Source organism: Sphingomonas sp. RS2018, assembly GCF_054489605.1.
The window spans coordinates 394243-415455 of sequence record NZ_JBTMWL010000003.1 but is presented as its reverse complement, the minus strand read 5'-3'; the positions used below and the strand labels follow the sequence as shown (position 1 = coordinate 415455).

The 21213-nt window shown below is 69.2% G+C and carries 17 protein-coding genes; 13 read left to right on the top strand and 4 right to left on the bottom strand.

The features are described 5' to 3' along the window. The first annotated feature begins 14 nt into the window (after positions 1 to 14). The 3 genes from galA to ACX40P_RS11475 are packed head-to-tail and all read left to right on the top strand — an operon-like array spanning position 15 to position 6318. Entirely contained in the window at positions 15 to 2894 is a 2880-nt protein-coding gene (gene galA, locus ACX40P_RS11485) for a beta-galactosidase GalA (RefSeq protein WP_459126470.1), read from the top strand. Next, positions 2891 to 3604, top strand: coding sequence for a DUF6250 domain-containing protein (locus ACX40P_RS11480; protein ID WP_459126469.1), 714 nt, complete (start codon positions 2891 to 2893; stop codon positions 3602 to 3604). The genes galA and ACX40P_RS11480 overlap by 4 nt, the downstream gene beginning before the upstream one ends. Beyond that, positions 3601 to 6318, top strand: coding sequence for an exo-rhamnogalacturonan lyase family protein (locus tag ACX40P_RS11475; RefSeq protein WP_459126468.1), 2718 nt, complete (start codon positions 3601 to 3603; stop codon positions 6316 to 6318). Before ACX40P_RS11480 ends, ACX40P_RS11475 begins: the two co-directional genes overlap by 4 nt. A 288-nt stretch (positions 6319 to 6606) precedes the next feature. Here the strand turns inward: ACX40P_RS11475 and ACX40P_RS11470 are convergent, their stop codons facing one another. Further along, the gene (locus ACX40P_RS11470; protein WP_459126467.1) at positions 6607 to 7065 is read right to left on the bottom strand and encodes a host attachment family protein; all 459 of its coding nucleotides are present in this window, start codon (positions 7063 to 7065) and stop codon (positions 6607 to 6609) included. Positions 7066 to 7171: 106 nt separating this feature from the next. Between ACX40P_RS11470 and serS the strand changes: the two genes are divergently transcribed. The 8 genes from serS (at position 7172) to ACX40P_RS11430 (ending at position 16153) form a co-directional block, all read left to right on the top strand. Then, a complete protein-coding gene (serS, locus tag ACX40P_RS11465) occupies positions 7172 to 8443 on the top strand; it encodes a serine--tRNA ligase (RefSeq protein WP_459126466.1) in 1272 nt (423 codons plus the stop codon). A 33-nt stretch (positions 8444 to 8476) separates the two neighbouring features. Further along, entirely contained in the window at positions 8477 to 9241 is a 765-nt protein-coding gene (gene surE / locus ACX40P_RS11460) for a 5'/3'-nucleotidase SurE (protein ID WP_459126465.1), read from the top strand. A 7-nt stretch (positions 9242 to 9248) separates the two neighbouring features. After that, on the top strand, positions 9249 to 10268 hold the full coding sequence (locus ACX40P_RS11455; protein ID WP_459126464.1) for a potassium channel family protein: 1020 nt from the start codon (positions 9249 to 9251) through the stop codon (positions 10266 to 10268). Beyond that, the gene (locus ACX40P_RS11450) at positions 10265 to 10600 is read left to right on the top strand and encodes a DMT family protein (RefSeq protein WP_459126463.1); all 336 of its coding nucleotides are present in this window, start codon (positions 10265 to 10267) and stop codon (positions 10598 to 10600) included. Before ACX40P_RS11455 ends, ACX40P_RS11450 begins: the two co-directional genes overlap by 4 nt. Before the next feature lie 111 nt (positions 10601 to 10711). Further along, positions 10712 to 12319 (top strand): SEL1-like repeat protein, encoded by a 1608-nt coding sequence (locus tag ACX40P_RS11445; RefSeq protein ID WP_459126462.1) that lies wholly within the window; start codon positions 10712 to 10714, stop codon positions 12317 to 12319. A 48-nt stretch (positions 12320 to 12367) separates the two neighbouring features. Next, the gene (gene rimO / locus ACX40P_RS11440) at positions 12368 to 13705 is read left to right on the top strand and encodes a 30S ribosomal protein S12 methylthiotransferase RimO (RefSeq protein WP_459126461.1); all 1338 of its coding nucleotides are present in this window, start codon (positions 12368 to 12370) and stop codon (positions 13703 to 13705) included. A gap of 106 nt (positions 13706 to 13811) precedes the next feature. Continuing rightward, entirely contained in the window at positions 13812 to 14717 is a 906-nt protein-coding gene (locus ACX40P_RS11435; protein ID WP_459126460.1) for a hypothetical protein, read from the top strand. A gap of 38 nt (positions 14718 to 14755) precedes the next feature. Then, positions 14756 to 16153 carry a leucyl aminopeptidase family protein gene (locus tag ACX40P_RS11430; RefSeq protein WP_459126459.1) on the top strand — a complete coding sequence of 466 codons (1398 nt, stop codon included), beginning with the start codon at positions 14756 to 14758 and terminating at the stop codon, positions 16151 to 16153. 1 nt (position 16154) lies between these two features. On the opposite strand, the gene ACX40P_RS11425 is transcribed toward ACX40P_RS11430, so the two are convergent. Further along, positions 16155 to 16385 (bottom strand): hypothetical protein, encoded by a 231-nt coding sequence (locus ACX40P_RS11425; protein WP_459126458.1) that lies wholly within the window; start codon positions 16383 to 16385, stop codon positions 16155 to 16157. 37 nt (positions 16386 to 16422) lie between these two features. Continuing rightward, entirely contained in the window at positions 16423 to 17169 is a 747-nt protein-coding gene (gene tpiA, locus ACX40P_RS11420; protein WP_459126457.1) for a triose-phosphate isomerase, read from the bottom strand. A 129-nt stretch (positions 17170 to 17298) separates the two neighbouring features. On the opposite strand from tpiA, the gene ACX40P_RS11415 reads away from it, so the two are divergent. Next, positions 17299 to 19236 carry a peptidylprolyl isomerase gene (locus ACX40P_RS11415; protein ID WP_459126456.1) on the top strand — a complete coding sequence of 646 codons (1938 nt, stop codon included), beginning with the start codon at positions 17299 to 17301 and terminating at the stop codon, positions 19234 to 19236. Continuing rightward, on the top strand, positions 19236 to 20726 hold the full coding sequence (locus ACX40P_RS11410; RefSeq protein WP_459126455.1) for an anthranilate synthase component I family protein: 1491 nt from the start codon (positions 19236 to 19238) through the stop codon (positions 20724 to 20726). Before ACX40P_RS11415 ends, ACX40P_RS11410 begins: the two co-directional genes overlap by 1 nt. Positions 20727 to 20755: 29 nt before the next feature. On the opposite strand, the gene ACX40P_RS11405 is transcribed toward ACX40P_RS11410, so the two are convergent. Beyond that, a complete protein-coding gene (locus ACX40P_RS11405) occupies positions 20756 to 21151 on the bottom strand; it encodes a hypothetical protein (protein ID WP_459126454.1) in 396 nt (131 codons plus the stop codon). Positions 21152 to 21213 lie beyond the last annotated feature (62 nt).

Genomic DNA, 21213 nt, shown 5'->3' with positions numbered 1-21213 from the left:
GGACCCGAAGCCCCATGGACCGTCGCACCTTCCTCGGCACCACATCGGTCGCCGCGCTGATCCCCGCGATCGAGGCGCCCGCCGCCTTCGCCGCGCCGAAGGCGGCCTGGGACCTGCCGATGCCCCCGCCGCTGGACGGCGTGGCCCCCCGCCCCGCCCCGCAGGAGCCCGGCCGCCTGCTGCTCGACCGCGGCTGGCGCTTCCATCTCGGCGACATCCCGATGCCGGTCATCTCGGGGCATGAGGCGAGCTACGAGAACGCCAAGGCGGGCATGTCCCACGGTGCCGCCGCGATCAGCTACGACGACAGCGACTGGCGCGAGGTCGATCTGCCCCACGACTGGGCGATCGAGGCGCCGGTCGATCGCACCGCCAACGTTGCGCAGGGATATCGCAAGCGCGGCGTCGGCTGGTATCGCCGCACGATCCGGCTCGACCCCGCGCTGCAGGGCAAGCTGCTGGAGATCGATTTCGGCGCCATCGCGACGCATGCGACGATCTGGATCAACGGTACGATCGTCGATCGCAACTGGAGCGGCTATAACGGCATCCAGGTCGATCTGACCCCCTATGCCCGCTTCGGGGATCAGCTGAACACAGTCGCAATCAGGGTCGATGCCGATCCGATGGAGGGCTGGTGGTACGAGGGCGCCGGCATCTATCGCCACATCTGGCTGGCGGTGCGCGAACCCATCCACATCGTCACCGATGGCGTCCACTGCGACCCCGTCCGCGCCGCGGATGGCAACTGGAGCGTGCCGGTGTCGGTCACGTTCAACAATATCGGCGAGACGGAAAAGCTCGTCGACATGAGCGCGGAGCTGATAGGGCCCGACGGTCGCAGCCTCACGATGCTGGCGATAAACCATTGCAAGGCGACGCCGCTCGTCCCCGCGACCGAGACGCTCGTTCTGCCTGTTTCGAACCCGCAACTCTGGTCGCCGGAAACGCCGAACCTCTACACGCTGGTGGTCAAGCTGGGCGACGACACCCGTCGCATTCCCATCGGCTTCCGCTGGTTCCGCTTCGACGGTCGCACCGGGTTCGAGCTGAACGGCAAGCCCTACAAGATCAAGGGCACCTGCAACCATCAGGACCATGCCGGCGTCGGCACCGCCATTCCCGATACGCTGTGGGACTGGCGCGTGCGGCGGTTGAAGGCGATGGGGTCGAACGCGATCCGCATGTCGCACAACGCGCCGCCGGTCGAACTGCTCGACGCCTGCGATCGCCACGGCCTGCTGGTCATGGACGAGAACCGCCAGTTCAACCCCAGCCCCGACTACATGGAGCAGCTGACGTGGCTGGTGCGCCGCGACCGCAACCGGCCCAGCGTCTTCATGTGGTCGGTCTTCAACGAAGAACCGATGCAGGGCAGCCCGCAGGGCTATCAGATGGTGCGCCGCATGGCCGCCGCCGTGAAGGCGCTCGACAAGAGCCGCCCGGTCACTGCGGCGATGAACAACGGCATGTTCGAACCCGTCAACGTATCCCAGGCGGTCGATGTCGTCGGCTTCAACTATCAGATCCCGCAATACGACAAATATCACGCCGCCTACCCGGACAAGCCGCTGACGAGTTCGGAGGATACCAGCGCGTTCGAGATCCGCGGCGAATGGGCCGATGACAAGTCGCGCAATATCCTGTCGAGCTATGACGATCACGGCGCGCCGTGGGGCGCGACGCATGCCGACGGCTGGCGCGCCATCGCGACGCGCCCGTTCCTGGCCGGCGGGTTCGTCTGGACCGGCTTCGACTATCATGGCGAGCCGACGCCGTTCGAATGGCCGACGACGTCCAGCCTGTTCGGCATCATGGACATCTGCGGCTTCCCCAAGCTCGCCTTCCACCAGCATCGCGCGCAATGGGTGGACGACGCCCCCGTCCTCGCGCTGCAACCGCACTGGAACTGGGCGGACAAGGAGGGCCAGCCGATCCGCGTCGTCGCGCTGACCAATGCCGAGCGCGTCGTACTCACGCTGAACGGCCGCAAGGTCGGCGAGGCGGTGGTCGATCGGCTGAAGCAGCCCGAGTTCCAGATACCCTATGCGCCCGGCAAGCTGGAGGCGATCGCCTTCCGCGGCGGGCGCGAGCTGGCGCGCACCATGATCGAGACGACCGGCCCCGCCGTCGCGCTGCGCCTCACCCCCGATCGTCGCACGATGGTCGGCGACGGCGAGGATGCGCAGCCGGTGACGGTCGATGCGATCGATGCCAAGGGCCGTCACGTTCCCACCGCCAACCTGCCGGCGAACTTCACGATCACCGACGGCGAGATCATCGGTCTGGGCAACGGCAACCCCAACGACCACGATCCGGAAAAGGGGACCGCGCGCAAGCTGTTCAACGGTCTGGCGCAGGTCATCGTCCGCGCCGATCCCGGCCGTGGCCGCCTGCGTCTCACCGCCACCGCGCCGGGCCTTCGCCCCGCCAGCCTCAGCATCGACCGCATCGCCGCAGAGCCGCGCGCCTTCGTCGCTCCCGCTAGGCCGGAGATGCTGTTGCCGCTGTGGCGCCGGACGCCCTTCACCGCCGAACGCCCCTCGCCGACCGCACCGCCCGCGAACGACGATCGCTACAATCTGATGGTGGGCCGCCCCGGTCGCCTCGACGGCCCGGATGCGGCGGGCGCGTGGAACGCCTATTATCTGCGCTTCGCCCCCCCGACACGCGTGCAGCAGCGCGGGGGGCGGATCGTCTTCACCGATGTCGTCGGTGCCGCCGAAATCTGGCTCGACGGTCGCAAAGTCGCTGACAAGAGCGATCCCGCCCCCGCCCCGCTCACCATCGCGGTGCCGGCGGGCAACGGCGAGCGCGATCTAGCCGTGCTCGTCCGCGCCGCCGCCGGTGGCAAGTCCGGCTTCTCCAAATCCGTCGTGGTCCGCGAACAGTGATCCCGCTCGCCCGCCGCAGCGTCGTGGCGGGCGGCATCGGCCTGCTCGCCGGCTGCGCGCTGCCGCGCGGGCGCGACCGGCTGATGCATAGCGACGACTTCGCGTCCGGCCTGTCGCACTGGGCGGTGGAGACCGAACGCGGCGGTCGCGTCGCGGCGGCGAACGGCACGCTCGATATCGATGTGCCGGGGGGCGCCACAATCTGGTTCCGCCCGGTGCTCGAAGGGCCGATCGCGATCGACTATGACGTGACCCCCATCGCCGCCGGAGGACCGAACGATCAGGTCAGCGACGTGAACTGCTTCTGGATGGCGACCGACCCTCAGACGCCCGGCGGCGACGTACTCGCGCGCCCGCGCAGCGGCGCGTTCGCCGACTACGACACGCTCAATACCTATTACGCCGGCATCGGCGGCAACCGGAACACCACCTCGCGCTTCCGCCGCTACATCGGCCAGCGCGACAATCGCCCGCTCCTGCCGCGCCACGACCTGTCGGCGCCCGCCGACCTGTTGCAGCCCAATCGCCGTACCCGCATCCGCCTGATCGCCGACGGCGCGCGCATCGCGCTATTGCGCGACGGGCGGCAGATGTTCGCGCTCGACGATCCGGCCCCCTACACGCGCGGCCGCTTCGGCTTGCGCACCACCTTCAGCCACTTGCGGATCGAGCGGTTCCGCGTCTGGCGTCTCGACGGGACACTGACATGACGACGATGATCGCACGCCGCGGCCTGATGCGCGCGGCCCTCGCAACCGGCGTCGCCGCGCCCGCCCTCCTGCGCTCGCCTCTGTCCGAGGCTGCCACGCCCGCCACCGCCGACATCGGCTGGATCGACGGCACCCCGCCACCGGGCGCGCATGAGGGTCAGACCTTCGGCATGGCCTGGCCGCAGGGTCGCGTGCGCGGCACGCCCCGCTTCGCCGCCACCGGTACCGACGGCGCGAGCATTCCCGTGCAGAGCTGGACCACCGCCTACTGGCCCGACCGGTCGATCAAATGGACCGCCCACGCCCTCCCAGCCGGCCAGTCCGCCCCCGCAACCATCCGGCTCGCCCCCGGTCGCCCGGCATCGCACCCCGCCTCTGTCTCGGTTCGCGAGACCGCCGACACGATCGAGATCGCCAGCGGCGCGCTGCGCTGGACGATCGGCCGCAGCGGCAGCGCGCTGATCCGCACTGCGATACGCGGCGACCGGATCATCGTGCAGGACGCGAAGCTCACCGGTGAAGCCCGCGTCGGCCGCCCCGACGGCGACCGCCTGCCCTTCGACAGCGTCATCGACCGCGCCACCATCGAGCAAACCGGCCCGGTTCGCGCGGTCGTGAAGATCGAGGGACGACATCAGGCCGCGGGCCGCGCGCTGCTGCCCTTCACCGTCCGGCTCTACGCCCACGCCGGTTCGGACGGCCTGCGCATCGTCCACAGCTTCGTCTATGACATCGAACCGGGCGAGCTGTTCCTCTTCGCCCTCGGCATCACGCTCGGCGTGCCGATGCGCGGCGCGCTGCACGACCGCCACATCCGCATCGCCACCGGTGAGGAGACGATGCTGGTCGAGGCGGTGCGCCCGCTGACCGGCCTGCGCCGCGATCCCGGCGCAGCCTTCCGCGATGCGCAGATCGCCGGCCGCGCGACGCCGCCGGTCGCGCAGATGCGCGCGCCGGTCGGCCAGTTGCTGGAGCGCATCCCCGCCTGGGGCGACTTCACGCTCGCCCAGCTGTCGGCGAACGGCTTCACCCTTACGAAGCGCACCGGTGACGGCCACGGCTGGATCGACTCCGCCGAGGGCGCCCGCGCCCCCGGTCTCGCCTATGTCGGCAGCCCGCAGGGCGGCGCCGCCATCGCCGCGCGCTATTTCTGGCAGCGTCATCCCGCCCAGATCGACATCCGCGGCGCCGACAGCGATCGCGCATCGCTCACCGCCTGGCTCTGGTCGCCGCAGGCCCCGCCGATGGACCTGCGCCCCTATCACGGTACCATGGGGATGGAGAGCTTCGACGCCCAGAACCAGGGCCTCGACATCACCTATGAGGATTACGAACCCGGCTGGGATCAGGCGCGCGGCATCGCGCGTACCAGCGAGCTGATGTTGTGGGCGTTCGATGCCACGCCCGAAACGCCGCGCCTCCAGTCGCTCGTCCGCGCCACCGCCACCCCGCCGCAGCTGATGGCGGACCCGGCGCAGCTTCATGCGGCGCAGGTCTTCGGCGACTGGGGCCTGCCCGATCGCTCGACGCCGCACCGCGCGGGGATCGAGGACCGCCTGTCGCAGCTGGTCGATTTCTACAGCGGGGAGGTCGATCGTCGCGGCTGGTACGGCTTCTGGAACCACGGCGATGTCATGCACAGCTATGACTCGGACCGGCACCAGTGGCGCTACGACATCGGCGGCTTCGCCTGGGCGAACAGCGAACTCTCGCCCGACCTGTGGCTCTGGTACGCTGCGCTGCGCAGCCGCAACCCGCAGGCGTTCCGCCTCGCCGAGGCGATGACCCGCCATACCGGGGAGGTCGACGTCTACCATCTCGGCCGCTTCGCCGGACTCGGCACCCGCCACGGCGTCCAGCATTTCAGCGACAGTTCGAAGCAGCCGCGCGTCAGCAACGTCGCCTATCGCCGCATCTTCTATTTCCTGACCGGCGACGAACGCGTCGGTGACCTGATGCGCGCGCTGTCGTCGTCGCAGGACGCGCTCGGCGCGGTCGAGATCGGCCGCAAGACCGCCGGCTACGCCACCCGCGCCCGCCCGCCGGAGGGCACGATCGAGATGAGTTTCGGCACGACCTGGTCGGTGCTGGCGGGTGCCTGGCTGGCGGAATGGGAGCGAACGGGCGAGCGCAAATGGCGCGACCGCATCGTCGCCGGCATGGACAGCATCGGCCGCATGAAGAACGGCTGGCTGACCGGCAGCGCGCCCTATCATTTGGCGAGCGGTCGCTTCCTCGATCCCGGCGACAAACGCTCGCTGTCGCACCTGAACGCCGTGTTCGGCGCAGTGGAGGTCAACGCCGAACTGCTCCGCCTGCTCGACGTACCCCGCTATCGCGCCGCGTGGATCGACTATTGCCGGTGGTACAATGCGCCGAAAGACGCGTTCGTCGCGCGCTGGGGCGAACCCTTCGGCCCGCGCAACCTGCGCGAGGGTCACTCGCGCCTGACCGCCTATGCGGCGAAAATGACTGGTGACGCGCCGCTGGCGGCGCGCGCGGCCAGCGAATTCTACGAAGGCGGGGCGGGCCTCGGCACCGGCCCCGACCCGCGACGCCCGCTGCCCGGCGGTGGCGTCGAATGGCCCGGCATCTCCACCAACGCTGCATCGCAATGGGGCTTGGCGGCGATCCAAAATTTGGCGCTGATTCCGGAAGCGCTGGACGCGGCGACGATCCCGCCGCCGCGGCGGGGTCGGGTGGAAACGGAGTAGGCTCTCACCCCAACCGTCATTCTCGCGAAGGCGGAATGACGGGGGTGTGGCTGGAAATGTCACAGTCCCAATCCAAACGGGACGTTAACCCATCCCGTTCATCCAACCCTCCGGAAAAACCGCCATCGACCGCAGTTTTCATGGTTAACGCCATTGCACCCCCTACGCCGGTCTGCGCTTCTGCTCGCAACGAACACAGAGCTACCCGTGGGGGGCAAGAGAACGGCCCGGCATCCGCAAAGGATACCGGGCCGTTTTCATGACTGGCAACGATAGTCCGCAGGGACGTCAATCCGCCGCGACCAGCGCCTTCTCGATATCCGCGATCGGATGTCCGGTCAGATCCTTGGCGAGTTCGCCCGCCAGCCGGTCGGTGACCTCCTTGTGGTAATGCTTGCGCAACTCGCCCAGTGTTTTGGGCGGCGCGATCACGATCAGCTTTTCGTAATCATTGGACAGCGCGCGCGTCTTCAGCAGCGCGGCGGTGTCGGCGGCGAAGCGATCTTCCTCCTGCTGATGGAAATCGACCTCGCCCATCGTGCCGCCGCCGGCCGCGAAGCCGCCGCCCCCGCGGGTCGACGCCGCGCGTCCGGCGGAATCGGTCTTCTGGTCGGAATCGCTCGGATTATCCTGCTCGCGGGCGTGCTCGACCTTGAGATTGGGAGCCAGCCCGTCGCCCTCGTTCCTCAGGAACAGCATCTTGCGACCATCGGCGACGATCACGACTGCGTTGTGCGGGACCCGCATGTATCTCTCCTCTTGTTACGCATCCCTAACGCTGCCGGGCGGCGCGGGTTGCGAAGCGGTTTCCGCACGCTTGCGGAGGGGGCGGGCGAGCGTCATAGCCGCGGCCATGCATGACATACGCTTCATCCGTGAAAACCCGAACGCGTTCGATGCCGGCCTCGCCCGCCGCGGCCTGCCGGCGCGCTCCGCCGAGTTGCTGGCGCAGGACGAGCGCCGCCGCGCGGTCGTGACCGAGGCGCAGGCGACGCTCGCCCGCCGCAACGAGGCGTCGAAGGCGATCGGCGCGGCCAAGGCCCGCCGCGACGACCCGACCGACCTGATGGCGGAGGTCGCCGCGCTGAAGGAACAGCTGCCGCAGCTCGAGGCCGAGCAGAAGCGCCTCGACGCCGAGCTGTCCGACGTGCTCGCCACCATCCCCAACCTGCCGCTCGCCGACGTGCCCGCCGGCAAGGACGAAGACGACAACGAACTCGTCCACGAACGCGGCACGCCGCCAATGTTCGATTTCGAAGCGGCCGAGCATGACGCCATCGGCCCGGCGCTGGGCCTGGACTTCGATACCGGCGTGAAGCTTGCCGGCGCACGCTTCACCTTGCTGCGCGGCCACGCGGCACGGCTGCATTCGGCGCTCGGCCAGTTCATGCTGGCGACACTGACCGCCGATCACGGCTTCGAACAGGTCGTGCCGCCGCTGCTGGTCCGCGACGAGGCGATGTTCGGCACCGGCCAGCTGCCGAAGTTCGCCGACGATCTTTTCCGCACCACTGACGGCCGCTGGCTGATCCCGACGGCGGAGGTGTCGCTGACCAACATCGTCCGCGACAGCATTCTGCACGAAGACGCCCTCCCCCTGCGCTTCACCGCGCTCACCCCCTGTTTCCGGTCCGAGGCGGGCGCGGCGGGCCGCGACACGCGCGGCTTCATCCGCCAGCACCAATTCGAAAAGGCGGAGATGGTGTCGATCGTCACCCCCGACGCGTCGGAGGCCGAGCACGAACGCATGACCGCCGCCGCCGAGGACATATTGACCCGGCTCGGCCTGCCCTTCCGCCGCATGAAGCTGTGCTCGGGCGACATGGGCTTCTCCGCCGCGCGCACCTACGATCTCGAAGTGTGGCTACCCGGCCAGCAGCGCTACCGCGAGATCTCCAGCGTCTCGACCTGCACCGATTTCCAGGCCCGCCGCATGAACGCCCGCTATCGCCCCGCGGGCGAAAAGGGCACGCGCTTCGTCCACACGCTCAACGGCTCCGGCCTCGCGGTCGGACGGACGCTGGTCGCGGTGATCGAGAACTATCAGCAGGCCGGCGGCGCCGTCGCCGTGCCGGAGGCGCTGCGGCCATGGCTGGGGACGGATGTGTTGGAGCCGCGTCCATGATCCTCCCCGGCACGCGGAGGATTTAGGACCGTCATGCGCATCCTCCTCACCAACGACGACGGCATTCATGCCCACGGCCTTAAGGTGCTCGAAGCCATCGCCCGCACGATCAGCGACGACATCACCATCGTCGCCCCGATCGAGGAGCAGTCGGGCATGGGCCGCTCGCTCACCCTCACCCGCCCGGTCCGCCTGCGCAGCTTCGGTCAGAAGCGCTGGGCGGTCACCGGCACGCCGACCGATGCGGTGATGTTCGCGCTGGCCGAGGTGATGAAGGAAGCGAAGCCCGACCTGATCCTGTCGGGCGTGAACCGCGGAGCCAATCTGGGCGAGGACGTCAGCTATTCCGGCACCGTCTCCGCCGCGATGGAGGGGGCGCTGGCCGGCATCCGCTCGATCGCGCTCAGCCAGCGCTACGCCCTGTCGGCACCCGGCGAGCGCGTCAGCTTCGAGGCTGCCGAACGATGGGGCGAACGTGCGCTGCGTCCGCTCATCGCCATGGACTGGGCGCCGCGCACGCTGGTCAACATCAACTTCCCGCCCGTCGCCGCCGATGCGGTGCACGGCGTGAAGGTGGTGGCGCAAGGGCTGCGCGACTATGGCCGCCTGCGCCTCGACAAGCGGAGCGATCCGCGTGGCTTCGACTATTACTGGATGGGTCTGGGCCGCGTGCCCTTCTCCCCCGTCGCCGACACCGATTTGGAGGCGATCGAGGCGGGCTATGTCACCGTCACCCCGCTCCACCTCGACATGACGCACCGTGAATCGCTCGCGGCGATGGCGGCCGCCTACCCGTGACGGCCATATGGCCCTGAGCCGTATCCGCCACGGGACGCTGAAGCGCGCCTCGACGCTGCCGGTCTGGCTGTCGATCGGCTGGCGCGTCGTCGCCGTCCTCGGTCTCGTCGGTCTGGCGATCGCGGTCCACTGGTACGACCGCACCGGGCTGCGCGACAATTACGACGGGTCGGTCAGCTTCCTCGACGTCGTCTATTTCACGATGATCTCGATCACCACCACCGGCTATGGCGACATCGCACCGGTCAGCGACCGCGCGCGGCTGTTCGATGCGTTGATCGTCACGCCGATCCGCGTGTTCGTGGTGCTGATCTTCATCGGCACCGCCTATGATTTCGTCTTCAAGCGTACCTGGGACAAGTGGCGCATGGCTCTCATCCAACGCAATCTCACCGGCCATATCGTCGTCGCCGGCTATGGCGAGACGGGCAGCGAAGCGGTCGACGAACTCATCGCGCGCGGCCACGACGCGGGCAGCATCGTCGTCGTCGATGCGCGGGCCGAGGCACTGGCGCAGGCATCGGCGTGCGGCTGCATCGTGCTCGAGGGTGACGCGACCCGCGACCAGACGCTGGGCGACGCCGCCGTCCAGCGCGCGTCGGCGGTCATCGTCACGGCAGGCCGCGACGACACCTCGATCCTCATCACGCTGACCGCGCGTCACCTCGCGCCCGGCGTGCCGATCAGCATCGTCGTGCGCAACGAGGATAACGAACTGCCCGCCCGCGCTGCCGGCGCGACGACGGTCATCAACCCGGTCAGCTTCGCCGGCCTCCTGCTCGCCGGCGCCTGCACCGGGCCGCATCTCACCGACTATCTCACCGACCTCGCCTCGATCCGCGGGCGCGTCGCGCTATCGGAGCGCCCGGTCGCCGCGAACGAAGTCGGTCGCCCACTATCGTCGATTGCCACAGGCCTCGGCTTGCGCCTCTACCGCGACGGCACCGCCTATGGCTATGAAGCACCCCAAGCCGCCGCGCTTCGGGCCGGCGACATCGTCGTCGAGATCGTGGACACCCGCGCATGACCGATCGCATCGCTCCCGTCGCCATGCTGCTGCTGTCGAACGTCTTCATGACCTTCGCGTGGTACGGGCATCTGAAGCACAAGTCCGCGCCGCTGTGGGCCGCAGTGCTGGTCAGCTGGGGCATCGCCTTCTTCGAATATTGCCTCGCCGTGCCGGCCAATCGCATGGGCAGCAGCGTCTATTCGGCGGCGCAGCTGAAGGGGATGCAGGAAGTCATCACGCTCAGCGTCTTCGCCGGCTTCTCAGTACTGTATCTGGGCGAAAAGCTGACCGTGAACCACGGCATCGGCTTTGCGCTGATCGCGAGCGGAGCCTGGTTCATCTTTAAATAGCGCGATCGTGTGTGCACGACCGCGACTTTGCGCTTGATCCGTGACGTGGGTTGATCGAACATCGCTACCGAAACGACATGGCACAGCCGGTCGGGCTCCGGGGAGACGATCATGGTGGGCACTACGCTGGCACGTATCGGCCTGACGACCGCGTTAGTGGCGAACGCCACGGCCGGGGTCGCCCAGACCACGCCGCAGATCACGCAGCCCAACACCACGATCGTCGTCGAAGGTCGCCGTGGACCGACCGCCGAAGCGCCGCGCTCCGCCGCGTGCGAAGCGCTGATGCGTGACCCCGTCGCCCGGCAGCAGTTGCTGGCATCCGGCGGCTTCAACCTGTTCATGCAGACGCGGACGCCCCGCAACCCGGACTATTCCGCCCCGCCGCAGGTACCGGTTGGATCGCCCTTGCCCGTCCTGCCGAAGAACCGCTTCGGCGTCGTCGATCCGGTCTTCCAGAATTCGCCGGGCACCGGGGTGGTGGAATCCTCCGACACCATCGCCACCGGCGAATCGGCCCTTGGCGGCGACCCCAGCGGTTCCAATCAGACCGATCTCGAGGCGGCCGTATCCGGGTGCCGAACGCTCTATGCGGGCGGCGGCGGCGTCAACGTCCCGTTACCAGGCGACAACGGCGCGGCGAATCCGCTGACCCGCCTCAACCGCAATTTCGCCCAGGCCCGCGCCTCCATCGCCGCGAACGACACCACGCTGCCGATGGCCTTCGCGCTGTTCGATCAGGGTCGCTATGCGGAGGCGCTGACATGGTTCCGCAAGGCCGCCGACAAGCTGCCGCCGCGAGATGGCGGCGATGAGGCGACATTGTTCGTCGGCAAGCTCTACCTGCAAGGCCTCGGCGCGCAGTCCGACCCGGCGGAGGGGATCAAGTGGCTGAAGAAGGCGGCGGGGCTGCGGTTCGATCCGGTGCTCGATATGCCGATTTTCGATCCGCGCGCGCCTGATCGCAACACCGCGATCGGTGAAGCGGCGGTGATCCTCGCCAACGTCTATCGCCGGGGTTTCAGCGGCGTGCCACGCGACATGGAACAGGCCTGCCGCTACTACGACCGCGCGGCCGACGTCGGGCATGTCGTCGCCTACAAGACGCTGGGCGATGTCTACTTCCGCGGCGACGGCGTGCCGCGCGACGTCAGGAAAGCGGTCGCCAATTATCGCAAGGCCGCCGAGCTCGACGTCCCCGCCGCTCAGGTCGCACTCGCCGATATCCTCTCAACCGGTGAAGATGCCGTCCCCGCCGATCCCAAACAGGCGGTGGCGTTCTACAAGGCTGCCGCTCGCCACAACGACGGCCGCGCGCTCTACATGGTCGCCCGCGCCTATGACGACGGCAAGGGCGTGCCCGCCGATCCCACCCGCGCACTCTCGCTGTACAAGACCGCCGCGATCGCCGGCTATCCCGCCGCCAAGGTCGCGCTCGGCATCTATTTCCACGAGGGCCGCCAGCTCCCCCGCGACGACGCCACCGCCCGCAAATGGTTCGAGGCGGCGGCGAAGGACCGCGATCCCGACGGCATGTTCAATCTCGCCGCGCTCCAGGCCAACGGCCGCGGCGGCCCGCGCGACCTGCCGCAGGCATGGGTCTGGCTGAAGCGTGCCGCAGCGCTCGGCCACACCGACGCCCCGGCGGCGGTGCAGCGGATCGAGGCGCTGATGACGCCTGCCGACCGGGCGGCGGCGGCAAAGGGACTGTCTGCTTAGGTCGGTCCTAGAAAAACCGCGCCGCTTCGCCTATGTGGCGGCGATCCCATGGCTACTGTCCTCCCCTCCCCGCCGCGCGTCGGCATGGTGTCGCTCGGCTGTCCCAAGAATCTGGTCGACAGCGAACGCATCCTGACCCAGCTGCGCGCCGACGGTTACCAGATGTCCGCCGATTATGCCGGCGCCGACGTCGTGCTGGTCAACACCTGCGGTTTCCTCGATTCCGCCAAGGAGGAATCGCTCGACGCGATCGGCGAGGCGATCAAGGAAAACGGCCGCGTCATCGTGACGGGCTGCATGGGCAAGGAGGCGGAGGTCATCCGCGCCCGCTTCCCGAACGTCCTCGCGATCACCGGTGCGCATGAATATGAGCAGGTGGTGGAGGCGGTGCACGAGGCCGCACCCGCCGGGATTAGCCCCTATGTCGACCTGATTCCCGACGCCGGGCTGAAACTGACGCCGCGCCATTACAGCTATCTGAAGATTTCCGAGGGCTGCAACCACCGCTGCGCCTTCTGCATCATCCCGTCCTTGCGCGGCGACCTTGTCAGCCGCCGTCCCGACGCGATCCTGCGCGAGGCGGAGAAGCTGGTCGCGGCGGGCACGCGCGAGTTGCTGGTCATCAGCCAGGATACCTCCGCCTACGGCATCGATATTCGTGGGCAGGACCGGATGTGGAAGGGGCGCGAGGTGCGCCCGCACATGACCGACCTCGCCCGCGAACTCGGCCAGATCGCACCATGGGTGCGCCTCCACTACGTCTATCCCTACCCGCACGTCGATCAGGTCATCCCCCTGATGGCCGACGGGCTCGTCCTCCCCTATCTCGATATCCCGTTCCAGCACGCCAGCCCCTCGGTGCTGCGCGCGATGAAGCGCCCCGCCAACGACGCGAAGGTGCTCGCCCGCATCAAGGGCTGGCGAGAGATCTGCCCGGACATCGCCATCCGCTCGACCTTCGTCGTCGGCTTCCCCGGCGAGACCGAGGCCGATTTCCAGTATCTGCTCGACTGGCTGGACGAGGCACAGCTCGACCGCGTCGGCGCCTTCCGCTTCGAACCCGTCGAGGGCGCGACCGCGAACGTCCTGCCCGATCCGGTGCCGGAAGAGGTCAAGGAAGAACGCTACGCCCGCATCATGGAGCGTACCGCCGCGATCAGCGCCGCGAAGCTCGCCGCCAAGGTCGGTCGCACGCTGGACGTCATCATCGATGCGGTCGACGAGGACGGCGGCGCCACCGGCCGCTCGCAGGCCGACGCGCCGGAGATCGATGGCGAGGTCTTCCTGCGCGACGCCGGCATGCTGAACGTCGGCGATATCGCCAAGGTCGTGATCGAGGATGCCGACGAGCATGACCTGTATGGGGTGCCGGTGGGACAGGCCTGAACCCCGTTCGCCCTGAGCTTGTCGAAGGGCCGTTCTTCGTGCCGCGGGCCTGACAGAGGAAGGAAGAGCGGTGCTTCGACAGGCCCAGCACGAACGGCGGGTAGGCTTGGCGCTACTGCTACCCTTTCTTCTGAGCGCCTACGACCCCGGCCCCGTCGTCACCGTCCGCCTGAACCCGCTCAACATCGCCGACGACGACTTCGCCCGCCACCGCTCCGCCGCCACATGGCGCGGGCTCGTCGTCCACCGCATCACCTTCACCGAGGAGCGCGCCCGCTGGCGCCTCTATCGCATCAGCGACCCCCGCCGCCCGCGCGGGCCGCTATGGTTCGTGCCGCACGATAACGAGAATGCGGCGTTCGAGGCCGCGCTGGTCGCGATCCGGCGTCACGGCGGTACGATCATCGCGGTCGATGGCGACGGCGGGCGGCGCAATCAGGCGGTCGCGTTCGGGCGCTCGATCGATCCCAATCGCAACTTCCACGACGGCCTGCCGCGCTATCCTGGCGCGGTGCTGGGCGCGATCAACCGCGGTGCGTGGCCGATCATCGCGCTCCACACCAACGCGCCAGGCTACGAGGGCCGGCTGTCGCGCTGCCCGCCGGAGGGCGACTCGAATGGCGAGGGCATCATCTCGATCCGCTTCTGCAATGCCGTCCTCACCCCGGTGCCGTCGCGGTCGCGCGCTTGGCCGTTCGACGACGACGACACGCTCGCCTTCGCCACCTATCGCGCGACGCAGCCCCCCGCCGCCGCCTTCTGCCACGCACAGATGGTCCGCGCCGACTGGAACGTCGTGCAGGAGCGCGTCATCAATTCCGATGGCTCGCTCAGCAACTATGCCGTGCTCCACGACCGCGACTATCTGAACTTCGAAACCCTGGAAACCGGCCTCGCGCCCGCCCCGCTGGCGGCGGCGCGCGACCGGCTGGTGTGGATGATCGACCGCGCGCTGGCGATGTGCGGGCGAGCGGACCAGCGCCCCCGGCAATCGCGCCTCACCTTCCGCTGACGGTTGCGCCAGGCGCGGCACCCTGCTTTGCTCGCGCCATGCTCCCCACCACCGATTTCGCCGCCCTGCTCGCCCCCGATCGCGGCCAGAGCGCGCGCACGCTCCACGTCGTCCATCCCGATGGCTGGAGCGACTGGCTCGCCGCCCAGCCGCCGCGCGTCCGCGCCACCGTCGCCGCGCACAAGCTGACCGGCAAGCCGGGCAACAAGGCGATCCTGCCCGGCGACGCCGCCGACGACTGGTCGGCGCTGCTGGTCTGCGACGACGCGCCCGACTCGCCGTGGCGCATCGCGTCGCAGGGCGAGCTGCTGCCCGAGGGCAGCTATCGCCTCGCCAGCGGCGAACCCGGCGCGGCGATGCTCGGCTGGCTGCTCGGCCAGCACCGCTTCACCCGCTATCGCAAGAGCACCGACACGCAGGGTCCGCGCGTGCTGCTGACCGGCGAACCCGGCCGCATCGACGACATCGTCCGCATCGCCACCGCCGTCGCCACCGTCCGCGATCTCGTCGACACGCCCGCCTCCGACCTCGGCCCGCAGGAACTGGAGGACATCGTCCGCACCCTCGCCGACGCGCACGGCGCCAGCATCACGGTGACGAGCGGCCGCGAGCTCGAACGCGGCTTTCCCATGATCCACGCGGTCGGCCGAGCCGCCGCAAAGGGCCGCGAGCCGCGCCTGATCGAGCTCGAATGGGGCAATCCCGCCCACCCGCGCATCGCCATCGTCGGCAAGGGCGTGGTGTTCGATTCGGGCGGTCTCGATATCAAGCCGTCGTCGGGCATGCGCCTGATGAAGAAAGACATGGGCGGTGCGGCGCACGCCTTGGCGCTCGCCCGCCTCGTCATGCAGGCGCATCTGCCGGTGCGCCTGCACCTGCTGATCCCGGCGGTCGAGAACGCCATCGCCGGCAACGCCTTCCGCCCCGGCGACGTGCTGCAATCGCGGAAAGGCCTGACGGTCGAGAACACCAATACCGATGCGGAGGGGCGCCTGATCCTCGGCGATGCGCTGACGAAGGCGGGCGAAGGCGCCCCCACGCTGATCCTCGATTTCGCCACGCTGACCGGCGCCGCCCGCGTCGCGCTGGGGCCGGACCTGCCGCCGACATTCGGCGACGACGAGGCGCTGGTCGCCGACCTGCTCGCCGCCGCCAAGGCCGAGCACGACCCGCTGTGGCGGATGCCGCTGTGGAACGGCTATGACGACATGCTGAAGTCCGACATCGCCGACATGGTCAACGCCCCCGACGGCGGCTTCGCCGGGGCGATTACCGCCGCGCTGTTCCTGCGCCGCTTCGTGCCCGAGAGTATCCCGTGGGTGCACATGGACGTGTTCGCATGGCGCCCGGTCGGCAAGCCCGCCCGTCCGAAGGGTGGCGAAGCCTATGCCCTGCGCGCGTCGTGGCGGATGCTGCGCGACCGGTTCGGAGGATAGCCTACACCGTCGCCAGATTCGCCAGCTCGCGGATCGACACGCCGTAAACCTGGCAGATGTGATCCCTCAGCGCGCGCTTCGCCGTCGCCAGTTCCTCGAACGCCGCTTCCTCGTCCGCCTCCGCCGCCAGATTGACGACGAACCGGTCGGGGACCAGCGCCTCCCAGCTTACCGCATGATATCCCGCCGCGATCCGCACGGCGGCGACCAGCGCATGTCCTTCGTCCTGCATAGCGTCGTCAACGTGCGACGGGGCGGAGCGCTCCCGATCAGACGTCCGCCGCCGCCACGATGATCGGCACGAACTTCGCAGACGTCAGGCTCGCGCCGCCGACCAGCGCCCCATCGACGTCCGGTACGGCAAGGATCTGCGCCGCATTGTCGCCGGTGACAGACCCGCCGTAGAGGATGCGCACGCCATCGGCGCGCTCGCCGATCATCTGGCGCATCTTCGCACGCGCGATCGCATGGATCGCCGCGATCTCGTCCAGCGTCGGCGTCCGCCCCGTCCCGATCGCCCAGCGCGGTTCGTAGGCGAGCGTCAGCCACGATCCGTCGGCGTCGTCGGGCAGCGACTTCTCGACCTGCGCCTGCACCACGCGTTCGGCGCGGCCGGCATCGCGCTCGGCCTCGGTCTCGCCACAGCACAGGATCACCGACAGCCCCTGCCGGTGCGCCGCCGCCGCCTTGGCCCAGGCGTCGTGGCTCGTCTCGTTCTGGTCGCCGCGCCGCTCGCTGTGGCCGACGATGGCGAAGCGGGCGCCCGCTTCCTTCACCTGCGCGGCGGAGACGCAGCCGGTGTGGGCGCCCTTCTCGTTCTCATGCACGTCCTGCGCCCCGATCGACAGCGTCGGCGCCCGCTCGGCCGCGCGCTCGATCAGCGTGAACGGCACCGCTACCGCGACCTCGACCGCCGAATGCGCCGCCGCCGCCGCGACGATCGCGTCCAGCTCGGCCAGCGCCGCCCGGTCGCCGTTCATCTTCCAGTTTCCCGCCACCAGCTTGCGACGTATCATGTGCTTCTCTTCGCTACGTTCGGTCATGAGGCAATGCGATAGCGAAGCCTGCGCGCCGCACAACCTTGATGCTGGCGACACTGCCCCGTAAAGCAACGGGCTACTCCCCTCGCATGTCGTCAGGTTTCGATGCTCGGTTCGTTCCGCAATGCCATCAATTCGACCGTGGGCAAGGTCATCGCGCTCGGCGTCCTCGTCGTCGTCGCGCTCGCCTTTGCCGCGGGCGACATCACCAACGTCCGCGGCGATTCGGGGAACCTCGGCGGCGCGGTGGCCGAAGTCGGCGGGCGCAAGCTCGGCGAATCCGAACTGCGCCAGCGCGCGCAGAACGCCTTCGCCGGCTATCAGCAGCAGCAGCCCGGCCTCGACATGGCGACCTTCGTCAATCAGGGCGGGCTGGCCGCGGTGATCGATCGCGCCATCAACGGCCTCGCGTTCCAGGAATTCGCCGAGAGCATCGGCATGGTCGCCAGCAAACGCGCCATCGACGGCGAGATCGCCAGCATCCAGGCGTTCCGCGGGCTGGACGGCAAATTCAGCCAGGCCTCCTATGACGCCGTGCTGCGTCAGCAGGGGCTGACCGACGCGACGCTGCGCGCCGACATCGCCCGCGACATGCTGTCGCGTCAGCTGATCGTGCCGACGCAGGGCGCGAGCCAGGTATCGACGCAGCTTGCACTGCCCTATGCCTCGCTGCTGCTGGAGCGTCGTCAGGGCAGCGTCGGGTTCATCCCCGCCGCCGCGATGGGTGCCGGCACACCGCCGACCGATGCGGAGCTGGCGACCTTCTACAACCGCAATCGCAGCCGCTACATGGTGCCCGAGCGCCGCTCGGTCCGCTACGCGCTGGTCAAGGCGAGCGACCTCGCCGCCGCCGCCAAGGCGACCCCGGCGGAAATCGCCACCGCGTACCAGAATGCGAAGACCCGCTTCGCCCCGACCGAGAAACGCACGATCACCCAGGTCGTCGTCGCGCAGCAGGCGCTGGCCAACCAGATCGCGAACAGCGTCAAGGGTGGCGCCGCCATCGCCGCCGCCGCGCGCAGCGCAGGGCTGGAGGCGAGCACCGCCACTAGCGTGGACAAGGCCGCGTTCACCGGCCAGTCGTCCACCGCCGTTGCCGATGCCGCTTTCGCCGCCACCACCGGCGCGGTCGTCGGCCCGGTGCGCTCCCCGCTCGGCTGGCACGTTTTGCGCGTCGACGGCGTGCAGGCGATCGCCGGCAAATCGCTCGAACAGGCGACGCCCGAGCTGACCGCCGAGATCGACAAGACGAAGGGGCTGCAGGCCGTCGCCGACCTGCGTGACCGTCTGGATTCCGCCGCCGCCGAGAATTCGACGTTCGACGAGCTGATGGCCGACGCCAAGCTGACCGCTCAGACCACGAAGCCGCTGACCTCGGCGGGCATTGATCCCGATGCCCCCGGCCAGCCCGACCCGGTCATGGCCCGTCTGGCGCAGGCCGCGTTCATCGCGGTGGACGGCGATCCGCCGCAGGTGGTGCAGACCGACGCCGACGGCAGCTTCGCTGTCGTCGCGGTGGGTCAGATCGTGCCCGCCGCACCGCGTCCGCTCGCCACCATCCGTGATGTCGTGACGCGTGACTTCATCGCCGATCGCAACCTGCGCACCGCGCGCGGCCTCGCGATCCAGGCCGTGGCGAAGGCCAATGCCGGTACGCCGCTGGCACAGGCGCTCGCCGCGACCGGCGCGAAGCTGCCCGCGGTCGAGCCGCTCAACGCCACGCGCGCCCAGCTCGCGCAGCAGGGCCAGCAGGTGCCGCCGGCGATCCAGATGATGTTCTCGATGGCGCCGAAGAAGGCGAAGCTGCTGGAGGCGCCCGACCGCGCCGGCTATTTCGTCGTCTATCTCGACGCGATCCAGAGCGCGAATGCGGCCGGCAACACCGCGCTGGTCAACTCGACCCGCGCCGGGCTCGGCAGCGTCATCGGTCAGGAATATGTCGAGCAGTTTGCCGCCGCCGTCCGCAAGGCGATGGTCGTGAAGCGCGACGCCGCGGCGCTTGCCAAGCTGCGCGCCGATATGGGCGGAAGCGGCACCAACTGATGCCGGCGGAGGGCGTTGCCGAGGCGCGTGCGGCGCTGGCCGACGGTTGTCCCTCGCTCGTTTGGCGGCGTCAGGTCGCCGACACCGAGACGCCGGTCGCCGCCGCGCTGAAGCTGATCGAGCCCGGTCGCGGCGATTTCCTGCTGGAGTCGGTCGAGGGCGGCTCGGTGCGCGGGCGGCACAGCCTGATCGGCCTTGCCCCCGACCTGCTGTTCCGCGCGCAGGGTGACACGGCCGAGATCAACCGCGACTGGCTGACGGATCGCGACGCATTCGCCCCTGCCGGCGCGCCGTCGCTGACCGCGCTACGCGATCTGGTCGCGACCTGCCGCATGGACGTGCCCGCCGAACTGCCGCGCGCGCTCGCGTGCCTCGTCGGCTATTTCGGCTATGAGACGATCGGCCTCGTCGAGCGGCTCGACCGTCCTGCCCCCAATCCGCTCGACCTGCCCGACATGGTGTTCGTGCGGCCGACCGTGCTGCTGGTGTTCGATCGCCTCGCCGACACTTTGTTCCTCGTCGCGCCGGTGTGGCCCGGCGCCTCGGTCGACGCCGCGATCGATCGCATCGATGCGACCGCCGCCCGCCTCGCCACCACCCCCGTCTCCCCGCCGCTGCGCGCCGATCATGCCGAAGTCGCGGCACAGCCGGTGCTGGCGTCCGGCCGCTACGGCGAGATGGTGCGCGCGGCGAAGGAGTATATCGTCGCCGGCGACATCTTTCAGGTCGTGCTCGCGCAGCGTTTCACCACCCCCTTCGCGCTGCCGCCGTTCGAGCTCTACCGCTCGCTGCGCCGCATCAACCCCTCGCCGTTCCTCTACCATCTCGACCTGCCCGGCTTCGCGCTGACCGGATCGAGTCCCGAGATCCTCGTTCGTGTCCGCGACGGACAGGTCACGATCCGCCCGATCGCCGGCACCCGCCCGCGCGGCGGCACCGCGGCGGAGGACGAGGCGAACCGCACCAGCCTGCTCGCCGACGAGAAGGAACGCGCCGAACACCTGATGCTGCTCGACCTCGGCCGCAACGACGTCGGCCGCGTCGCCGCCGCCGGCTCGGTTACCGTCACCGACAGCTACGGCGTCGAATTCTACAGCCACGTCATGCACATCGTGTCGAACGTCGTCGGTACGTTGCGCGACGACCGCGACGCCATCGACGCGCTGTTCGCCGGCTTCCCCGCCGGCACCGTCAGCGGCGCGCCGAAGGTCCGCGCCTGTCAGGTCATCGCCGAACTCGAACCCGAGACGCGTGGCGCCTATGCCGGCGGCGTCGGCTATTTTTCGCCCGACGGGTCGATGGACAGTTGCATCGTCCTGCGCACCGCCGTCGTGAAGGACGGTATCATGCACGTGCAGGCGGGCGCCGGCATCGTCGCCGACAGCGACCCCGCCTATGAACAGCGCGAATGCGAGGCCAAGTCCGGCGCGCTGTTCGCCGCCGCACGCGACGCCGTCGCGCGCGCCGAAGAGGCCGGCTTCGGGCAGTGACTGTCAGCCACTAGCCCGAAGCCCCGAAGTTACTGCGGCTCGACTACGCCGTTGGCCGCCGCCCGCTTCTCCGCTGCCCATTGCTCCGCGGCCTTGATTCCGCAGCCGCTCTGCCCGTTCGTGCCGATCGGCGAACAGCTGCCCGGCAGGATGCGCCGGCTGTCGTCGATCGCGCGATCGGCTTTCACCGACCAGGCGGTGCTCGGCGCGGTCTGCTTGGGCACCTCGCGTAGGGGCTTGGGGATGCGATAGGGTTCCGCCTCCGCCGGCGCGCACACGACGATCTCACCCGGCTGCGACGCCGGACAGGGTTCGCCCGATCGCAATTGGATATTGCGGATGCGCTGCGGCGGGTTGCCATTCTCCTGCGCAACGGCGGCGGTGGGAGCGGCCAGGACGGCGGCGACCATCAACAAACGTAACATTCAACTACTCCCGATCTCGACGCGTCCCGTCATGCCCGTTCAACGCCCGGATTGCGGCGAAT

What these genes read in the sequence shown, in the direction of transcription:
- ACX40P_RS11405 (WP_459126454.1), bottom strand. Translation starts at nt 21,151, where the DNA reads ATGTTACGTTTGTTGATGGTCGCCGCCGTCCTGGCCGCTCCCACCGCC.
- ACX40P_RS11455 (WP_459126464.1), top strand. Translation starts at nt 9,249, where the DNA reads ATGGCCCTGAGCCGTATCCGCCACGGGACGCTGAAGCGCGCCTCGACG.
- tpiA (WP_459126457.1), bottom strand. Translation starts at nt 17,169, where the DNA reads ATGATACGTCGCAAGCTGGTGGCGGGAAACTGGAAGATGAACGGCGAC.
- rimO (WP_459126461.1), top strand. Translation starts at nt 12,368, where the DNA reads ATGGCTACTGTCCTCCCCTCCCCGCCGCGCGTCGGCATGGTGTCGCTC.
- ACX40P_RS11450 (WP_459126463.1), top strand. Translation starts at nt 10,265, where the DNA reads ATGACCGATCGCATCGCTCCCGTCGCCATGCTGCTGCTGTCGAACGTC.
- surE (WP_459126465.1), top strand. Translation starts at nt 8,477, where the DNA reads ATGCGCATCCTCCTCACCAACGACGACGGCATTCATGCCCACGGCCTT.
- ACX40P_RS11410 (WP_459126455.1), top strand. Translation starts at nt 19,236, where the DNA reads ATGCCGGCGGAGGGCGTTGCCGAGGCGCGTGCGGCGCTGGCCGACGGT.
- galA (WP_459126470.1), top strand. Translation starts at nt 15, where the DNA reads ATGGACCGTCGCACCTTCCTCGGCACCACATCGGTCGCCGCGCTGATC.
- ACX40P_RS11475 (WP_459126468.1), top strand. Translation starts at nt 3,601, where the DNA reads ATGACGACGATGATCGCACGCCGCGGCCTGATGCGCGCGGCCCTCGCA.
- ACX40P_RS11445 (WP_459126462.1), top strand. Translation starts at nt 10,712, where the DNA reads ATGGTGGGCACTACGCTGGCACGTATCGGCCTGACGACCGCGTTAGTG.
- serS (WP_459126466.1), top strand. Translation starts at nt 7,172, where the DNA reads ATGCATGACATACGCTTCATCCGTGAAAACCCGAACGCGTTCGATGCC.
- ACX40P_RS11415 (WP_459126456.1), top strand. Translation starts at nt 17,299, where the DNA reads ATGCTCGGTTCGTTCCGCAATGCCATCAATTCGACCGTGGGCAAGGTC.
- ACX40P_RS11470 (WP_459126467.1), bottom strand. Translation starts at nt 7,065, where the DNA reads ATGCGGGTCCCGCACAACGCAGTCGTGATCGTCGCCGATGGTCGCAAG.
- ACX40P_RS11425 (WP_459126458.1), bottom strand. Translation starts at nt 16,385, where the DNA reads ATGCAGGACGAAGGACATGCGCTGGTCGCCGCCGTGCGGATCGCGGCG.
- ACX40P_RS11430 (WP_459126459.1), top strand. Translation starts at nt 14,756, where the DNA reads ATGCTCCCCACCACCGATTTCGCCGCCCTGCTCGCCCCCGATCGCGGC.